The sequence below is a fragment of the Roseateles sp. AC306 genome, assembly GCF_979253795.1.
The window spans coordinates 257,519-275,173 of record NZ_CEEDEB010000005.1; the positions used below are offsets into that span (position 1 = coordinate 257,519).

At 70.1% G+C, this 17,655-nt stretch carries 17 protein-coding genes; 6 read left to right on the top strand and 11 right to left on the bottom strand.

What is annotated here, in order from left to right:
- Positions 1–161: 161 nt before the first annotated feature.
- Genes glcF through AC0IZJ_RS13280 form a run of 7 tightly spaced genes read right to left on the bottom strand, consistent with a single transcriptional unit; the run spans position 162 to position 7,783 of the window.
- Complete coding sequence (gene glcF / locus AC0IZJ_RS13250) at positions 162–1,403, bottom strand: glycolate oxidase subunit GlcF (protein WP_471850408.1); 1,242 nt, start codon at positions 1,401–1,403, stop codon at positions 162–164.
- Positions 1,403–3,055: a phosphoglucomutase (alpha-D-glucose-1,6-bisphosphate-dependent) gene (gene pgm, locus AC0IZJ_RS13255; RefSeq protein WP_471850410.1), complete on the bottom strand. Its 1,653-nt coding sequence runs from the start codon at positions 3,053–3,055 to the stop codon at positions 1,403–1,405. The genes glcF and pgm overlap by 1 nt, the downstream gene beginning before the upstream one ends.
- Before the next feature lie 15 nt (positions 3,056–3,070).
- On the bottom strand, positions 3,071–4,141 hold the full coding sequence (gene glcE / locus AC0IZJ_RS13260; protein ID WP_471850412.1) for a glycolate oxidase subunit GlcE: 1,071 nt from the start codon (positions 4,139–4,141) through the stop codon (positions 3,071–3,073).
- The gene (locus tag AC0IZJ_RS13265; RefSeq protein WP_471850414.1) at positions 4,138–5,616 is read right to left on the bottom strand and encodes an FAD-linked oxidase C-terminal domain-containing protein; all 1,479 of its coding nucleotides are present in this window, start codon (positions 5,614–5,616) and stop codon (positions 4,138–4,140) included. Before AC0IZJ_RS13265 ends, glcE begins: the two co-directional genes overlap by 4 nt.
- Entirely contained in the window at positions 5,613–6,338 is a 726-nt protein-coding gene (locus AC0IZJ_RS13270; RefSeq protein WP_471850416.1) for a PhaM family polyhydroxyalkanoate granule multifunctional regulatory protein, read from the bottom strand. Before AC0IZJ_RS13270 ends, AC0IZJ_RS13265 begins: the two co-directional genes overlap by 4 nt.
- Before the next feature lie 42 nt (positions 6,339–6,380).
- A complete protein-coding gene (locus AC0IZJ_RS13275) occupies positions 6,381–7,301 on the bottom strand; it encodes a TraB/GumN family protein (protein WP_471850418.1) in 921 nt (306 codons plus the stop codon).
- Positions 7,298–7,783, bottom strand: a complete 486-nt coding sequence (locus AC0IZJ_RS13280; RefSeq protein WP_471850419.1) for a retropepsin-like aspartic protease family protein — start codon at positions 7,781–7,783, stop codon at positions 7,298–7,300. Before AC0IZJ_RS13280 ends, AC0IZJ_RS13275 begins: the two co-directional genes overlap by 4 nt.
- A 57-nt stretch (positions 7,784–7,840) precedes the next feature.
- Here AC0IZJ_RS13280 and AC0IZJ_RS13285 point away from each other — a divergent pair, with 57 nt between their 5' ends.
- Both AC0IZJ_RS13285 and AC0IZJ_RS13290 read left to right on the top strand, forming a co-directional pair.
- Positions 7,841–8,320, top strand: a complete 480-nt coding sequence (locus AC0IZJ_RS13285) for a DUF6265 family protein (protein WP_471850421.1) — start codon at positions 7,841–7,843, stop codon at positions 8,318–8,320.
- 64 nt (positions 8,321–8,384) lie between these two features.
- Positions 8,385–9,209: a DUF6279 family lipoprotein gene (locus tag AC0IZJ_RS13290; protein ID WP_471850423.1), complete on the top strand. Its 825-nt coding sequence runs from the start codon at positions 8,385–8,387 to the stop codon at positions 9,207–9,209.
- Between the two features lie 13 nt (positions 9,210–9,222).
- Here the strand turns inward: AC0IZJ_RS13290 and AC0IZJ_RS13295 are convergent, their stop codons facing one another.
- Complete coding sequence (locus AC0IZJ_RS13295; protein ID WP_471850425.1) at positions 9,223–10,461, bottom strand: glycosyltransferase family 4 protein; 1,239 nt, start codon at positions 10,459–10,461, stop codon at positions 9,223–9,225.
- A 117-nt stretch (positions 10,462–10,578) separates the two neighbouring features.
- Here AC0IZJ_RS13295 and AC0IZJ_RS13300 point away from each other — a divergent pair, with 117 nt between their 5' ends.
- From AC0IZJ_RS13300 to asd, 3 genes are read left to right on the top strand one after another with little or no spacing between them, the layout of a single operon-like run.
- The gene (locus AC0IZJ_RS13300; RefSeq protein WP_471850427.1) at positions 10,579–11,193 is read left to right on the top strand and encodes an Mpo1-like protein; all 615 of its coding nucleotides are present in this window, start codon (positions 10,579–10,581) and stop codon (positions 11,191–11,193) included.
- Positions 11,194–11,197: 4 nt separating this feature from the next.
- Complete coding sequence (locus AC0IZJ_RS13305; RefSeq protein WP_471850429.1) at positions 11,198–12,844, top strand: aminotransferase class III-fold pyridoxal phosphate-dependent enzyme; 1,647 nt, start codon at positions 11,198–11,200, stop codon at positions 12,842–12,844.
- Positions 12,845–12,847: 3 nt separating this feature from the next.
- Positions 12,848–13,765 carry an archaetidylserine decarboxylase gene (gene asd / locus AC0IZJ_RS13310; RefSeq protein WP_471850431.1) on the top strand — a complete coding sequence of 306 codons (918 nt, stop codon included), beginning with the start codon at positions 12,848–12,850 and terminating at the stop codon, positions 13,763–13,765.
- Here the strand turns inward: asd and AC0IZJ_RS13315 are convergent.
- Positions 13,758–14,606 carry a UDP-2,3-diacylglucosamine diphosphatase gene (locus tag AC0IZJ_RS13315; RefSeq protein ID WP_471850433.1) on the bottom strand — a complete coding sequence of 283 codons (849 nt, stop codon included), beginning with the start codon at positions 14,604–14,606 and terminating at the stop codon, positions 13,758–13,760. The genes asd and AC0IZJ_RS13315 overlap by 8 nt on opposite strands.
- 50 nt (positions 14,607–14,656) lie before the next feature.
- A complete protein-coding gene (locus AC0IZJ_RS13320) occupies positions 14,657–15,679 on the bottom strand; it encodes an alpha/beta hydrolase family protein (RefSeq protein ID WP_471850434.1) in 1,023 nt (340 codons plus the stop codon).
- A gap of 105 nt (positions 15,680–15,784) precedes the next feature.
- Here AC0IZJ_RS13320 and AC0IZJ_RS13325 point away from each other — a divergent pair, with 105 nt between their 5' ends.
- Positions 15,785–16,765, top strand: coding sequence for a LysR family transcriptional regulator (locus AC0IZJ_RS13325; RefSeq protein ID WP_471850436.1), 981 nt, complete (start codon positions 15,785–15,787; stop codon positions 16,763–16,765).
- A gap of 6 nt (positions 16,766–16,771) precedes the next feature.
- Here the strand turns inward: AC0IZJ_RS13325 and AC0IZJ_RS13330 are convergent, their stop codons facing one another.
- On the bottom strand, positions 16,772–17,650 hold the full coding sequence (locus AC0IZJ_RS13330) for an alpha/beta hydrolase (RefSeq protein ID WP_471850437.1): 879 nt from the start codon (positions 17,648–17,650) through the stop codon (positions 16,772–16,774).
- Positions 17,651–17,655: the final 5 nt, after the last annotated feature.

Genomic DNA, 17,655 nt, shown 5'->3' on the forward strand with positions numbered 1-17,655 from the left:
CCGCGCGCTTGCCGCACTGTGTGACCGCGCCGGTGTGCCCAGCAGCGACGGCGTCTACTCGCTGACGCTTTTCGGTCCCCAGGCCGTACGTTTCATCACGCGAGACGCCGGCCCCACGAGGCTGGCCAGAACCATCAGCACGCCACGCCGCACTGCTGTCTTCAGACGCCCCTCAGCGCATCGTCCAGCACTTCAACCCAATGCCGCACCGGCTGGGTCGTGCCGCTTTGCAGGTGCTGGATGCAGCCGACGTTGGCTGACACGATCTGCTCGGCCTTCAGCGGTGCCAGTGCGGACAGCTTGCGGTCGCGCAATTGCTTGGACAACTCAGGCTGCAACACCGAGTAGGTGCCGGCCGAGCCGCAGCAGAGGTGGCTGTCGGTCGGCGCGCAGTCGATGCGAAAACCCAGTTCGCGCAGCACGGCCTCGACGCCGCCCTTCAGTTGCTGGCCATGCTGCAGCGTGCAGGGCGGGTGGTAGGCCAGCGAGCCGCCCTTGGCCTTGAGCCGCGCTTTCAATGCGGGAACGAGATCGGGCAGAAGCTCGCTCAAGTCCTTGGTGACTTCGCTGATGCGCCCGGCCTTGTCGGCATAGGCCGGGTCTGCGCTGAGCGCGTGTGCGTACTCCTTCACCGTCACGCCGCAGCCAGAAGCGTTCATCACCAGCGCCTCGACGCGCTCGCCCGGGCCGGCCACCAGCGGCCACCAGGCGTCGATGTTGCGGCGCATGTCGGCCAGCGCGCCGTCGTGGTCGGCAAGGTGCTCGCGGATGGCGCCGCAGCAGCCGGCACCATCGGCCACGACGGTCTGGATACCCGCCGCGTCCAGCACGCGCGCCGTCGCACTGTTGATGTTGGGCGCCATCGCCGGCTGCACGCAGCCGAGCAGCAGCAGCACCTTGCGGTTGAGCTGGCGCGTCGGCCAGTCGTGCGCGGTGGCTGGCGGCCTGGCCGGCACCTTGTCCTTCAACGACGCGGGCACCAGCGGCCGCAAGGCCTGGCCGAGCTTCATCGCCGGCTTGAACAGGGGCGAGGTCAGCCCCTCCTTCAGCAGCCAGCGCACGCGGCGCTCGCTCGCCGGGCGCTCCACCTTCGCGTCGACGATGCGCCGGCCGATGTCGACGAGGTGGCCGTACTCCACGCCCGACGGGCAGGTCGTCTCGCAGTTGCGGCAGGTGAGGCAGCGGTCCAGGTGCCGCTGCGTCTCGCGCGTCGGCTCGGCGCCTTCCAGCACCTGCTTGATCAGGTAGATACGCCCGCGCGGCCCATCCAGCTCGTCGCCCAGCAGTTGGTAGGTCGGGCAGGTGGCGGTGCAGAAGCCGCAGTGCACGCAGCGCCGCAGGATGGCCTCGGCCTCGGTGCCGTCGCGGGTGCCGGCGAATTCGGGGGCGAGGGTCGTCTGCATCAGCTGGAGAGAGATTTGTTGACGATGTCCTGCGCCTCCTGCAGCAGCACCTGCAGGTGAGCCTCGTCGCGGAAGCTCTCGGCGTAGACCTTGTAGATGTCCTCGGTGCCTGAAGGCCGGGCGGCGAACCAGCCGTTCGCCGTGGACACCTTGATGCCGCCGATGGCCGCCCCGTTGGCGGGTGCGGCGCTGATGACGGACTCGACCGCTTCGCCGGCCAGCGACGTGGCCTGCACGTCGGCCGCCGTCAGCTTGGACAGCCGCGCCTTCTGCTCGCGCGTCGCTGCGCCATCGACGCGATCGGCGTGCGGCCGGCCGTAGGTGGCGGTCAACGAATCGAAATACTGGCTCGGGTCCTTGCCCGTGCGCGCGGTGATCTCGGCGGACAGCAGCGCTGCGGCGATGCCGTCCTTGTCGGACGTCCACACGCGGCCGTCGCGGCGCAGGAAGGACGCGCCCGCGCTTTCCTCGCAACCCAGGCCCAGGCTGCCGTCCAGCAGCCCCGGCGAGAACCACTTGAAGCCGACTGGCGCGTCGAACAGCGGCCGGCCCAGGCCCCGCGCGATGCGGTCGATCAGCGCGGTCGTCACGACCGTCTTGCCGATGCCGGCGCCCTGCCCCCAGCCCGGCCGGTGGCGGAACAGGTAATCCACCGCGACGCTGAGGTAGTTGTTCGGCTGCATCAGCCCGCCGCTGGGCGTGACGATGCCGTGGCGGTCATGGTCGGTGTCGCAGGCAAAAGCCACGTCGAACTTGTCGCGCAGCTGCGTCAGGCGCTGCATCGCATAGGGTGAAGACGGGTCCATGCGGATCTTGCCGTCCCAGTCCAGCGACATGAAGGGGAAGCGCCCGTCCACCACGCCGCTGACGACCGTCAGCGGCAGTTGGTAGCGCTCCGCGATGGCCGGCCAATAGGCCACGCCCGCGCCGCCCAGCGGGTCCACGCCCAGGCGGATGCCCGAGCTGCGGATGACGTCGAAGTCGATCACGTTGCCGAGCAGCTCGACGTACTGGGCCAGGTAGTCGTGCTCATGCGTCGTGCTCGCCGCCAGCGCGCTGTCGGCATCCAGGCGCCTCACGCCTTGCAGCAACTGCGCCAGGTAGGCATTGGCGTCCTTCTGGATGCCGGACGTGATGTCGCTGTCCGCGGGGCCACCATGCGGAGGGTTGTACTTGAAGCCGCCATCGCGCGGCGGGTTGTGCGAGGGCGTGACGACGATGCCGTCCGCGCGCGCCGTGCCGCTCTTGCCCTGGTTGTATTCCAGGATGGCCAGCGACACCGCTGGTGTCGGCGTGAACTGGCCGGCGGGCGCCAGCATCACGTCCACGCCATTGGCCGCCAGCACCTCCAGTGCGCTGGTCACGGCAGGGGCAGACAGCGCATGGGTGTCCGCGCCGAGGAACAGCGGTCCGGCGATGCCCTGCTGTTTGCGGTGGTCGACGATGGCCTGGGTGATGGCCAGCACGTGCCACTCGTTGAACGAGCCGTCCAGCGACGAGCCGCGATGGCCGGAAGTGCCGAAGGACACCTGCTGCTCCGGGCTGCTCGGGTCAGGCTGACGCGAAAAATAAGCCTCGTGCAGTGCATCGAGGTCGATCAGCGTGTCGGGAGGGGCCGGCTGGCCGGCGAGGGCGTGGAGTCGAGATGACATGGCGGTGAGTCCAGTTCAAAGATTCGGATAGAGGCGGCCTGGGTTGAAGACGCCGTGGGGGTCGAATGACGCCTTCAGCCGTTTGTGGATGGCGGCCAGCGGCGAGGACAGGGGCGTGAAAACGCCGCAGGTCTTGTCCAGAGCCCGGAAGCATGTGGCGTGCCCGCCTACGGCAGCAGCGGCTTCGCGCATGCCGGCCGGCGGCAGCGGCGTGACGACCCAGCGCTGGGCGCCGCCCCATTCAATGAGCTGTTCACCCGGCAGCTTCAGCTCCGGCGCGATGCTGGGCAGGCTCAGGCGCCACAGCCTGGCGCCACCGGCCACGGCGCGCTCGGCGCCGATGAAAAACTCGTCGGCGTGGTCGCGCAGGCCGGCCCAGAAGGGCGCGACCAGATCGGCCGGGAGGCCATCGCCGCCCAGCTTGCGCGTGGCGGCTTCAACGGCGGCGTTGGCACCGGCCAGGCGCACGAGCAGCGCGCCGTCCCACCAGGCGCTGGCCTCGATGGGTAGCGGCTCGCCACCCCAGCGGTTCAGCGCCATCAGCGCGGCGCTCTGGTTGAACTCGAAGCGCAAGGTCTGCGTGGCGGCCGGCAGCGGCAGCACCTTGAGCGTGACCTCGGTGATGAGGCCCAACTGGCCCAGCGAGCCGGCCAGCACGCGGCTGACGTCGAAGCCGGCGACGTTCTTCATGACCGTGCCGCCAAAGCTCAGCAACTCGCCCTTGCCGTTGATGAGCACGGCGCCGAGCAGATGGTCACGCACCGAGCCGAGCGCGGCCCGCGTCGGGCCCGAGAGGCCGGCCGCGACCATGCCGCCGACCGTGCCCTTGCCACCGAAGCGGGGCGGCTCGAAGGCCAGGCGCTGGCGTTGCTGCGCCAGCAGCGCTTCCATGTCGGCGATGGGCGTGCCGGCCAGCGCGCTGATGAACAACTCGCTGGGCTCGTAGGCCGTCACGCCGTTCATGGCCAGCGTGGACAGCGCCTCGCCCTGCGGCGCCTCGCCGTAGAAATCCTTGCTGCCGTGGCCGGTGATTCTGAGCGGCCCACGCGCGTCGCGCAGCCGGGCCTGGAGGTCTGCGAAGCTCAAAACCGCTCCAGTTCAGGAAATGCCAGCAACCCCCGCTTCACGTGCATGCGGCCGTACTCGGCGCAACGGCTCAGGGAGGGAATCTGCTTGCCCGGGTTCAGCGTGCCGGCCGGGTCGAAGGCGGCCTTGAGCGCCAGCATCTGCTCACGCTCCTCGGCGCTGAACTGCACGCACATCGAGTTCAGCTTCTCGACACCCACGCCGTGCTCGCCCGTCACCGTGCCGCCCAGGGCGACGCTGCGCTCAAGGATCTCGGCGCCGAACTGCTCGCAGCGGTGCAACTGGTCGGGGTCGTTGGCGTCGAACAGGATCAGCGGATGCAGGTTGCCGTCGCCGGCATGGAAGACATTGGCGCAGCGCAGGCCGTACTTCTGCTCCATCTGCTGGATGTCGAGCAGGATGGTGGCGAGGTGCTTGCGCGGGATGGTGGAGTCCATGCACATGTAGTCGGGGCTGATGCGGCCGCTCGCCGGGAAGGCGTTCTTGCGGCCGCTCCAGAACTTCAGGCGCTGCGCCTCGTCCTCGCTGACCTGCACGGCGGTCGCGCCGCTGCCGAGCAGCACCGCCTCCATGCGGGCGATCTCCTCGACCACTTCCTCGGGCGTGCCGTCGCTTTCGCACAGCAGGATGGCCTCGGCGCTCAGGTCGTAGCCGGCGTGCACGAAGTCCTCGACGGCGGCCGTCATCGGCTTGTCCATCATCTCCAGGCCCGCCGGGATGATGCCGGCCGCGATGATGGCCGCGACCGCGTCGCCGGCCTTGCGCACGTCGTCGAAGCTGGCCATCAGGCAGCGCGCCAGGCGCGGCTTGGGCACGAGCCTGACGGTGACCTCGGTGACGACGGCGAGCATGCCCTCGCTGCCGATGACCACGGCCAGCAGGTCCAGGCCGGGGCAGTCGAGCGCTTCCGAACCGAACTCGACGGCCTCGCCCTCGGCCGTGAAGCCCCGCACGCGCAGCACGTTGTGCAGCGTCAGGCCGTACTTCAGGCAGTGCACGCCGCCGCTGTTCTCGGCGACGTTGCCGCCGATGGTGCAGGCGATCTGGCTGCTCGGGTCGGGCGCGTAGTAGAGGCCCAGCGGCGCGGCGGCCTCGCTGATGGCGAGATTACGCACGCCGCACTGCACGCGAGCGGTGCGGGCCAGCGGGTCGACGGACAGGATCTGGTTGAACTTGGCCAGCGCCAGCGTGATGCCGAGTTCATGCGGCATGGCGCCGCCCGACAGCCCCGTGCCCGCGCCGCGCGCGACGACCGGCACACCCAGGCGGTGGCAGGCCTTGAGCACGGCGGCCACCTGCGCCTCCGTCTCGGGCAGGGCCACGGCCAGCGGGCGCTGGCGGTAGGCGGTCAGGCCGTCGCATTCATAGGGCGTCGTCTGCTCGGCGTGGTGCAGCAGCGCATGGGCCGGCAGCAGTGGCGCCAGCGCCGCGATGACGGCGGCGCGGCGGACGGCGGGGTCGGCGGGCGAGTTCAAGCCTTGCGCGGCGCCCGTGACGCTCGCGTCTTGGTGGTCTTGGCGTTCATGGCGGTCCTCGCGGCGGGCTTGGGCGCCAGGCCCTTGGCCACACCACCCACCACGGCGCCCGGCATGCTGGCGGCGCGCTTGAGCGTGTCGCTCGCGGCGTCGAAGCTCTGCTTGACCAGACTGCCGGCGAGGTTCTTGGCGGCGTCGGTCGCGGTGTCCTTCATGGCGGACGTGGCCAGCTGCGTGAACTGCTGGCTCAGCGCCGTCCACCACTGCGTGGGGTCGACGACGGCGGCGGGGCTGGCAGGCTCGGCGACGGTCTTCGCGGGCTTGGTGGCCTTGGCCGCCGCCTCCACAGGCTTTTTGGCGGCAGCCTCGGCCACGGGCGCTGCGGCGGCCATGATCTCCGGCGGGATGCCTGGCCACACCGGTGACTCCGGCAGCTTGAGGCTGTCGCGCAGCTGCGCCAGCGGCACGTTCATGGTCTGCAGCGTCGACAGCGTCATGCGCTGCACTTCCAGCGCCTGGATGGTGGCGGCCAGCATGCGGGCGTTCTGCTCCAACCAGAACTGCACGGTGCGCAGCTCCTCGATGCGCTTGCCCAGTTCCTCCGGGTTGAGCGTGGGCGCCACCCACTGACCGATGCCCGGAAGCGCCGAACCGGCGCCCTTGACGAGGCCTTGCAGGAAGTCGAATCCGGGCACGAACTTGGTGAAGCTGTTGTCGCTCATGGTTGTCTCCTGGTGGCCTGAGGCCTGTTGGCCCCCGCGATGCTACTTCGCGGGGTGCACCGCCTCGACGCTAAATCCACGCTGCGCGAGCAGCAGGGGCAGCGCCTCGGGCCCGCTCATGTGCAGGGCACCCACCGCCACCAGCAGGCGCTGGCCGGCGCCGTGAAGCGCGTCGATGCGGGCGGCGAGCTGCACATTGCGGTCATCGTTGACGCGTTTGAGCCAGGCGCGCTCGGCCGGGCTGTCGGCGCAGCCGCACCAGCGCGCGTAGTCGCCCAGCGCCTTCATGTCGCCACGGGCCCAGACGTCGGCCAGCCGGCGCAGCGGTGCACGAATCTGGCCGGCCTGCAGCTGGCGCAGCGCGCCGTCGACCACCGTGGGCAGCTCGGCCGCCGTGGGCTCCAGCGCGGCCAGCTGCTCCGCCACGCTTTCCAGCGACTGCACCGGCCGGCCCTCGCCCTTGGCCAGCGCCATCAGCATCATGTCCTGGCCGAAGCCGGCGTCGAAGCCGTCGCGGCGGGCCTCCAGCAGCGTCAGCGTGCTGAGCTGCAGCATGGCGGGGAAGGCGGCCAGCACGCCCGGCGGCAGGCAGGCCAGGCGCGACTGGGCCTCCACGCGCTGGGCCAGCGCGGGCGCCAGCGGCGCAGACGGCGGCAGTGCGGCCAGCGCCGGGCCGATGTCGGCCGGGTCGAGCTCCACGGCCAGCACCTCGGTCTCAGCCCAGGCCTGGCGCAGCGCCGGGCCGGGGTAGGCCCAGTCCGGCTTGCCGATGTGCAGGCTGCCGAACAGATAGCTGCTGTGGCCGCCGCGGCTGATGCGCCACAGCGGGCCGCGGTTGGGCGCCTTGGCCGCCCAGGCGGCGGCCTGGGTCGCGCCGGGCAGGACGGGGGCCGGCGGGCAGCTGGCGTGGGCGCTGCCGGCGGCCAGCGCGAGGGAGACGTTCAGCAGGAAGTTACGAATCATTCTTTGGACTCAATGCGGAGTTCGCCGGGTTTTTGGCTGAAGTGCAGGCGCCCCAGCACGTCCATGCCCAGCAGCGGCGCGCCCAGATTGGGCAGCACGGCCACCATCAGGCGGTCCGCGCGTACACCGCCCTCCAGCGACACGTCGGCGCGCGCCGCGAAGCCGCTGGCCGCGCCGCCGGCCGTCTGCGTGCTGATGGTGCCCAGCGGCTTCAGCCCGGCGCGCTCGGCCAGCGCCTGCGGTATGGCAGTAGACGTGGCGCCGGTGTCGACCAGAAAGTCCACCTCGATATCGCCCACCCGGCCGGGCCAATGGAAGTGGCCGTCGGGCGCGCGTGTCAGCACGACCGTCTGGCCAGCCAGCTTGAAGCGGCTGGCCTCGCGCTCGCGCTCCCAGGCCTTGATGCCAAGAAAGATGACGAGGCCGATCACCAGCCAGATCGTCAACATCTTGGCGGCGTGGGGCAGATCCTTATGGGACATGTCTGGCTAGGGTTTGCGCGGGCGTCAACGATAACCTCGCGGGCCAGAATGACCGGCATGAAGCTGCTGCCCACCCTGTTGTTCGCTGTCTCTGCGCCCTTCGCCACGGCCCAGGCTCAGACCGATCCCCTTGCCTCCGTTGCCTGGCTGGCAGGTTGCTGGGCCGAACAGGGCCGCGACGCCGGCTCGGGCGAGCAGTGGACGACACCGGCCGGCGGCTTGATGCTGGGCATGGCACGCACGCTGAAGGCCGGTCGCGTCGTCGACTTCGAGTTCATGCAGATCCGCGTCGGTGCCGACGGCAAGCCCGCCTACCTCGCCCAGCCCCAGGGCCGGCCGCCGACGGAGTTCAAGCTGCTGCGCCAAGTGGACCCCAAGCAGCCCGAGGCGGTGTTCGAGAACCCGACCCATGGCTTCCCGCAGCGGGTCATCTACCGGCTGGCGGCGCCCGACCGCCTGGCCGCGCGCATCGAAGGCACGCTGAACGGCAAGGAACTGGGCGTGGACTTCACTTTGCAGCGCGGCACCTGCCCCTGAGACGCTGAGCGCCGTGGGCACGCGGTTTGCCACGAGGCTGGCAACCGCCAACTTTCCTCCGTCCATGCAACTGCTCAAGCGCCTCGCCACCCTGCTTTCGCTGCTCGCCGCGCTGGTGGTCGCCGGCTGCTCCAGCGTGACGCTGGCCTATCAGCAACTGCCGCTGCTGGCCGGCCTCTGGGCCGACAACTACCTGGACCTGGACAGCAGCCAGCGCACGCAACTCAAGGCGCAGCTGCAGGCTTGGCAGGCCTGGCACCGGCGCGAGGAACTGCCGCAATGGCTGGCCCTTCTGCGCCAGGCCCATGCCGCGCTGGACGACGGCGTGACGCAGGACGAGCTGCTGGCCCTTGAGCGCGGCGCGCGGAGCAGCGCCGAGCGCAGCCTGCAGCACGCCGCGCCCCTCGCCGCGCCGCTGCTGGCGGGGCTCAGGCCCGAGCAGTGGCAGCGCCTGCAGAAGAAGATGGACGAGAAGACCGCCGAGTGGCGCGAGAAGCAGGCCGGCAAGGGCGGCCCGGCCGAGCGTGGCAAGCGCTACGCAACCAACCTGGAGCGCTGGCTGGGCGACCTGGACCGCAGTACGCGCAAGCAGGCGCGCGCCGATGCCGAGAGCTGGCGCTTTGACCTGCCCACCATGGCCCAGGGCCGCGCCAACCGCCAGGCGCGCACGCTGGAGGCGCTGCGCGCGTGGTCGCGCCAGGACCTGGCCGGTGGCACGACCTTGTGGATGCAGAACCTGTTGCCGCTGCCGGCCGAGCAGGCCTACCGCGAGCAAATCATCGCCAGCCTGCTGAAGCTGCTGAACGGCCTGAGCGCCGAGCAGCGCGAAGCCGTGCGCAAGCACTGGGCCGACTGGGCGGCCGAGCTGCGCTCACTGCAGGCCGGCTGACTGGCTGGTCAGCTCAGGCTGGCTGCAGCCGCGCCAGCACCAAGCTCGGCTCGACGCGCGCAATCGCGCCTTCCAGCACCGACTCGAAGCGCGCCGTGATGTCGCCCCAATCCAGTCGCCGCGCCGTCGCCCTGGCTCCATCCGCCACCGCGCGACGTGCAGCTCCGTCGGCGGCCGCCATGCGCACGGCGGCAACGAAGTCGGCCTCGCGCCCCGGCCCCGCCAGCCAGCCGTTCACGCCGCTGCGAATCAACTCCCCCGCCGCCGCACTGTCGAACGCAACGACCGCACAACCGCTGGCCATGGCTTCGGTCGTGACGTTGCCGAAGGTCTCCGTGAGGCTGGCGAACAGAAAGAGATCGAGCCCGGCGTAATGCGCCGCCAAGTCGTCGCCGCTGCGCTGGCCGGCAAACACCGCATCGGGCACGCGTGCCGCCAGTTCGGCGCGCATCGGGCCGTCGCCGACGAACACCAGCCTCGCTCGCGGCTGCGCAATCCTGACGGCCTCGTAGGCGGCCAGCACGACGCCGAGGTTCTTCTCCGGCGCCAGGCGGCCGACATAACCCATGACCAGGTCATCCGGCCCCGCACCCCAGCTCTCGCGCATCGCGGCGCTGCGGCGCGCGGGGTCGAAGCGCTGCGCATCCACGCCGCGCCCCACCACGCTCAATCGCTCGAAGCCGCGCTCCGCGAGCTGCACGCGAATCGCCTCGGTGGGCACCATGGTCGCGTCGCAGCGGTTATGGAACTTGCGCAGATAGCCCATGATGGGCTTGGACAGCAGGCCGAGGCGATAGTGCCTGCCGTAGGCATGGAAGTTGGTGCGGTAGTCCGACGTGACCGGCAGCGCAAGATGTTGCGCTGCCTGCAGGGCTGACCAGCCCAGCGGCCCTTCGGTGGCGATGTGCACGACGTCCGGCCGCTGCAGCGACCACAGCTTCACCAGAGTCCGCTTGGCCGGCACGCCCATGCGCAGGTTGGGGTAGAGCGGCACGGGCAAGCCCTTGGTGAGGACCTCATCCACGGCGGGCCTGCCGGTCGGTGCCGACATCAGCCGGGCCGGCTGGCGTGGGCGAATGAGCTGCACGTCGTGGTTGCGGCGGTTCAGGCCGTCGACGACACGCGCCATCGACATGGCGACGCCGTTGACCTCGGGCGGGTAGGTCTCGGTCACCACCGCGAGCCGGCGCGAGTGGCGCGGCGCGGGGAGGTCGTCGACCAGGATGTCGTCGGCATCGTGTGCGGTTTTCATGCTGCGAATGGTCACGAGGTCTTGCGACAGAACGATGACCAACGGACCGTCACGCTGATTTCACGCAAGGCCCCCACCATCCGCCCCGCTGCCAACCACATGCGAGGACGGGACAACGTGAACGAGTTCTTCCAGACCCTGAAGACCCAGCGCTGGGACGACCACCGCTACTACCACCACAGCCGCATCAACCAGAGCCTGCACCTGATCAGCGCGCTGACCTTCCTGGTGTCGTACGCGCTGCTGTTCGTGAACCCGGCGTGGTCGGCGCTGCTCGCCTGGTGCGTGTCGATGACGACGCGGCAGGCGGGCCACTTCTTCTTCGAGCCGCGCGGCTACGACCACGTCAACCACGCCACCGACGCCTACAAGGAAGAGATCAAGATCGGCTACAACATCCGCCGCAAGATCGTGCTGATGGCCGTCTGGGTGGCGCTGCCGGCCGTGCTGTGGCTGGCGCCGTCGCTGGGCGGCCTGATCGAACCCGCCGTTGGCTTGCAAGGTTATGTCGAGAACGTGGGCATGGCGTGGTTCTGCCTGGGCGTGACGGGCCTGGTCTTCCGCGTCGTGCAGCTGTGGGTGACGCAGAACCTGATGCAAGGCCTGGCCTGGGGCTTCAAGATCATCACAGACCCCTTCCACGACGTGATGCTGTATTGGAAGGCACCGCTGTATCTGTTGCGCGGCCAGCTGATCGACCCGATGGACCACGTCGGCCAGCAGGCGCACTGAGCCGATGGACGAGACCCTCACTCTGTCGGCGCTCGCGCTGGGCCTGCTGGCGCTGCTGCCGGCGGCCAAGCGGCGCATCGAGCTGTCACGGGCCAAGCACCGCTCGCTGGCTGGCCATTCGCGCATGGCCAAGCGGCTGGCGCGCTGGGTGCCGGGCTATGCCTATGACGAGGCGCAGTTCTTCAATGCAGATGGCGCGCCCGCCGACGTCGCCGCGCAACGGCGCGCCGCGCTGCAACGCCTGGGCGCCGAGTTCGACAGGCGCTTTGCAAAGACGCTGGCCGCCACCGAAGAGGCGCGCGAGACCATCTCCGACCTGCGGTTCACCGGCCGCTACCGCGTGCCCTTCCAGTTCAGCCCGGTGCTGCGCCAATATTTGAAGGTGGGCGCCTTCCTGCGCCAGAGCGACGGCGTGCAGGTGGAGGACCTGGACGGCAACCGCTTCCACGACCTGACCGGCTCCTACGGCGTCAATGTGCTGGGCGTTGACGCCTACCGGGACTGCATCGCTGAAGCCGTCGCCACGGCCAGCGAGCTGGGCCCGGTGCTGGGCGCCTATCACCCCTGCGTGCTGGACGTGCTCACGCGCTTGAAGGCCGTGTCAGGCCACGAGGAGGTGAGCTTCCACATGAGCGGTACCGAGGCCGTCATGCAGGCCGTGCGACTGGCGCGTTATCACACGAAGAAGAAGCGCCTGGTGCGCTTTGCCGGCGCCTATCACGGCTGGTGGGAGGACGTGCAGCCCGGCCCCGGCAACCCGCTGCCGCCGCGCGAGACCTTCACGCTGCAGGACATGGCCGAACGCTCGCTGAAGGTGCTGGCGACGCGGCGCGACATCGCCTGCGTGCTGGTCAATCCGCTGCAGGCCCTGCACCCCAACGTCAGCGCGCCGGGCGACTCCAGCCTCATCGACGGCAGCCGCCGCGCCCGCTATGACCGCGAGGCCTACACGGCCTGGCTGAGGAAGCTGCGTGAGGTCTGCACCGCGCGCGGCATCGTGTTGATATTCGACGAGGTGTTTGTCGGTTTTCGCCTCGCGCCGGGCGGCGCGCAGCAGTACTTCGGCGTCAAGGCCGACCTCGTCACCTACGGCAAGACGCTCGGCGGCGGCCTGCCGGTGGGCGTGGTGTGCGGCAGCCGCGCGCTGATGCAGCGCTACCGCGAGGACCGGCCGGCCGACATCTGCTTTGCGCGCGGCACCTTCAATGCCCACCCCTATGTGGTGGCGGCGATGGCGGCCTTCCTGAAGCGCATCGAGCGGCCCGAGGTGAAAGCGCTGTACGACGGCCTGGACGAGCGCTGGAACGCCCGCTGCGCCCAGTTCAACGCCCGCTTGGCAGCGGCGGGCGCGCCGGTGCGCATGGCCAACCTGTCGACGATCTGGACGGTGATGTACGACCAGCCCGGCCGCCATCACTGGATGCTGCAGTTCTATCTGCGCAAGCACGGCCTGGCGCTGAGCTGGGTGGGCACGGGGCGGCTGATCTTCAGCCTGAACTACGGCGACGCGGAGTTCGCCGAGGTCATGGACCGCTTCATCGCCGCCTGCGACGAGATGCGAGCCGATGGCTGGTGGTGGACGGCGCCGGAGCTCACCACGAAGGCGATTCGCCGCAGCGTGTTCCGGGAAATGCTCAGCCAGAAGTTCTGAACGATGAAGAATCAAGACGCATCGCCCGCACTGGCCGGCGGGACGAACGAGAGCGCCCTGCCCCACCCCGGCTGGTTCAAGCGCCTGGTGGCGCAGGAAGATCTGAACTTCCTGCTCACCAACCGCGTGCCCCGCATTGCCCTCACGAAGCTGATGGGCCGCTTCTCACGCATCGAGAGCCCGCTGCTGACGAAGCTGACGATTGCCGTGTGGCAGTGGTTCATCCCGCTGGACTTGAGCGAAGCGAAGCACGAGCAGTTCCGCTCGCTGAAAGACTGCTTCACGCGTGAGTTGAAGCCCGGCTCGCGCGTGTTCGACGCGCGGCCAGAGGTGTTCGCCAGCCCGAGCGACGCCATCGTCGGCGCGACCGGCGTGGTGCGGCAGGGCCAGGTCTACCAGGCGAAGGGCTTCCCGTATTCGACGGCGGAACTGTTCGGCCCGACACAGGACGCCAGCGCCTTCGAGGGCGGCCGCTTTGTCACGCTGCGGCTGACGTCGGCGATGTACCACCGCTTCCACGCGCCGGCCGATGGCACGGTGCAGCATGTGACCTACCTGAGCGGCGACACCTGGAACGTGAACCCGGTGGCGCTCAAACGCGTGGAGCGGCTGTTCTGCCGCAACGAGCGCGCCGTGGTACGCATGACGCTCGCCAGCGGCCATGCCATCGCGCTGGTGCCGGTCGCGGCCATCCTCGTCGCCAGCATCCGCCTGCACTTCCTCGACGTGCTGCTGCATCTTGGTCGCAAGGGCGCCAATGAGATGCCCTGCGACGCACCGCTCGTGAAAGGCCAGGAGATGGGCTGGTTCGAGCATGGCTCGACCATCATCGTCTTCGTGCCGCCCGGCTTCGAGCTGGCCGAGGGCATTGCCACCGGCGTGCAGATCCGCGCCGGCCAGGCACTCCTAAAGCTCAGCTGACCAGTTCGGGCTCGGGCAGCGCTACCGGCTTCACCGCCGGCAGCATGCCCGGCAGCGCCGCCTGGTCGCCCCGGTCGATGATCTCCAGACGGCCGTCGAAGTGCTCGACCAGCGCCGTCAGGCTCTCCACCCAGTCGCCGTCGTTGCAATACAGGATGCCGTCGATCTCGCGGATCTCGGCATGGTGGATGTGGCCGCAGACCACGCCATGCGCGCCGCGCTTGCGGGCCTCGCGCGCAACGGCGTTCTCGAACTCGTTGATGTAGCTGACCGCGCGCTTGACCTTGTGCTTGAGGTAGCGCGACAGGCTCCAGTACGGCAGGCCGCACTTGGCGCGCACGCGGTTGAACCAGCGGTTGACCTTGAGCGTGAACTCGTAGGCCAGGTCGCCCATGATGGCCAGCCAGCGCGCGCACTGGATGACGCCGTCGTAGAGGTCGCCATGCGTGACCCACAGCCGCTTGCCATCGGCCGTCACATGCATGGCCTCTTCCATCACGTCGACACCGCCGAAGTTGTGCGTCAGGTATTTGCGCGCGAACTCGTCGTGGTTGCCCGGAATGAAGATGACCCGCGTGCCCTTGCGTGCCTTGCGCAGCAGCTTCTGCACGACGTCGTTGTGCGATTGCGGCCAGTACCAGCTGCGGCGCAGCTGCCAGCCGTCGATGATGTCGCCGACGAGATAGAGGGTTTCGCACTCGACGTCGCGCAGGAAATCGAGCAGGGCCCTGGCCTGGCAGCCGGGCGTGCCCAGGTGCAGGTCCGAGATCCAGACGGTGCGCACCGACAGCGTGGGCGTGTCGGCGGCAGCGGAGTCTTGCGGCGTCGGCATGGCCCGCATGCTGCCGGCCCGTCATGACGCGGCCGTGAATGTGTGGCGCTGACGTCCCTTCAGACCCCTGGCAGGCGTGCCGCCAACCTTGGCGTGGCTGCCTCGATGGGCGCCAGCAGCCGGGGCCAGAGCCGGGCGCCCAGGTCGCGGCGGAAGGGGCCGAAGTGCTCGATCTTCTTCACGCCCAGGTCGGCCGGCGCGACGACGTGGCGCTGCACCCGGGCGGCGCTGAACTGCCCGGCCAGCGCGTCCACCGCCGCGGCGGGGCCGAAGAGATGGTCATCCGTGATGCTCCACAGGTGCACGGCGCCCTCGAAGCGGTGATACGTCCGCTCGCGCGCCAGGCTGTCGTCGCCGAACAGGAAGCCCGGGGTGCGCCCCCAGGCGGCCCACTCCAGCGCGGCACCGGCCGGCAGGTCCTGCGCGCGCGGGCCGAGCACACGCCCGGGTGCGCGGCCCAGCACGCGCACCAGCAGCGGCAGCATCCAGTGGAAGAACAGCCAGGCCTGCACGCGCGCAAAGCCCGACCAGTGGCCGAGGTAGGCGACCTGCGCGGCGACGCCCAGCACCGCGTCCACCTTGTCGGCAAACCCCGGCACCAGGCCGACGGAGTTGCCGCCCAACGAATGGCCAGCCCACAGCAAGCCGAGTTCACGCCCCTGGCGTGCCGCCTCCTCGCAGCGGCGCTTGTCCGCCGCATGCAGGGCGGCGCCCATGTCGACGCGCGCCCAGTCGCGCAAGCGCACGTCCTCACCCGGGCGCAAGGCCTCGCGCGACGCGGCAATGCCGCGGTAGTCAAAGCTCAACACCGCGTAGCCCCGCTGCGCCAGCCATTCGGCGAAATGGCGGTAGTAGCTGGCCGGCACCGCCGTGGCCGCGGCTATGACGGCCACGGCCTTCACACCGACGGCCGGCGGGGGCTCGAACCACTGCGCCGCCAGCAGCCGCCCGTCGCTGCAGCGCAGGGGCGTTGGCACATGCCGAACCTGGCGCTTGCCAAGCTCCGATTCGTCGTCGAGAGCACTGGTCGCCGGGATGGGCCGCGGCAGGGCGTCGAACGGTGTCAAAGGCAGGCTGGACATCAAGAGACCTCGGTGGTTCGGCGCGCTTGCGGCACCGGCCAAGCCAGTCTAGATTGGCGACTTTCCAGCCGCTAGATCCACAACAAGCCTCAGATCGTCAACAAAATGTCAACAAAGGACCCCAAGCTCCCGGCCATCGGCCGCCGCCGCCAGACGGTCGCCGAGGAAGCCCTGGACGCCAATGCGCTGGAACTCTTCGCCCGTGTCGCCCAGGCCGGCAGCTTTGCCCAGGCCGCCCGCGACCTCGGCCTCACGCGCGCCGCCATCAGCCGCCGCATCGCCGCCATCGAAGGCGCCGTCGGCCTGACGCTGTTTGCCCGCAGCACGCGCAGCCTGGGCCTGACCGAAGCCGGCCGGCGCCTGCACTCCCGCGCCCGCGCCGTCCGCGAGGCCGCCGAGAGCGCCCGCCTGGCCCTGCGCCAGACGCGTGACCAACTCGACGGCACCCTCCGCATCAGCGCCACGGCGGGCTTCGGCCGGCATGTGCTGGCGCCGCTGCTGGCGCGCTTCCAGGCCCTGCACCCGGCCGTGCGCTATGAGTTGTTCTTCACCGACCGCCGCGTCGACCTGCTGCGCGAAGGCCTGGACATCGCCTTCCGCGTGACCAGCAAGCCGCCCGAGGCCTGGGTGGCTCAGCCCGTGATGAAGTTCGAGGTGCGCGCCTACGGCAACGGCCAGCATGCCGCCGCGCAAAGCCCGCAGGACCTGCTCACGGCGCCCATGCTGCTGCTGGGCCAGGGCGAAGAGCCGTTTGCAAGCCAATGGCAGCACGACGACGGCCGGCGCGTGGACGTGCCGCTGCAGGCCACGGCCTGGGGCAGCGACCTGGACGGGCTGATCGCGCTGGCCCGCCATGGCGCCGGCCTGGTCATCGCGCCCGACTTCTGCGTCGAGCCCATTTCGGCCCTGCAAGCAATCGGAGCGCTGGGCGACCCGAACCCCACGCCGCTGCGCAATTTGCTGCCCGGTTGGAAGCTGCTGGTCGGCCTGGACACCGTGCAGGCGCTGACCCTGCCCGTGCCCGCCGGGTCGGAAGCAGCGCGGGCCCTTGTGCGCTTCGTGCGCGACACGCTGCTGACTCGCTAGACGACGCTACAGGCCCGCCGGTCCCAGCCCGAAGAGTTCGGCCAGTGCCGCGCGGTACTGCGCCTGGCCGACGGCATTGGTGTTGTGGTGGGAGCCGCCCTCCACCAGCACGAAGCGCTTGGGCGCCCGGGCGCGCTGGTAGAGGTCCTGGCCCAGGCGGTAGGGGATGAGGCTGTCCTGACTGCCATGCACCACCAGCAGCGGCGAGCCGACCTCGGCGATGCGGGAGGCGGCGTCGAAACGTTGCGTGATCAGCGGCGACACCGGCAGCCAGCCCCAGCGGAAGGTGCTGACGACATCGGGGATGGACGTGAAGCTGGCCTCGACGATCAGGCCGGCCTCGTCGGCCACGTCGCTGGCCAGCTGCACCGCGATGGCGCCGCCCAGCGAGTGGCCGAAGATGAAGCGGCGCCTGTCGGGGTAGTGGCGGGCCAGCCAGTCCCAGGCGGCCTGGGCGTCCTCGGCGGCCATGGCCTCCGACGGCAGGCCCGCCGAGCTGCGGCCGAAGCCGCGGTAGTCGACACCCAGCACCGAGAAGCCGAGTTCGTGCATGCGGCGCATGCGCGGCGCGCTGCCGCGCACGTCATAGCGGGCGCCATGCAGATAGAGCAGCACGGGGGCATTGGCGTCGGCCTGCGGCAGCCACAGGCCATGCAGGCGCACCGCCGCGCCGCGGGATTCGGCGATGCGGCTGTCGAAGGGAATCCAGACGTCTTCCATCCCCTGGGCAGCCGCCACGCCACCGGCCCAGGTGCGGTCGCCGGGCTGGAAGATCCAGCCGCGCTGGCGCTCGTCCAGCGCCGCGCAGCCGACCTGCAGGCCCAGTACCGTGGCGGTGATGAGCGCGAGGCCGGCGAGCCGGCGCCAGGAGCGGAGAAGCGTCATGCGCG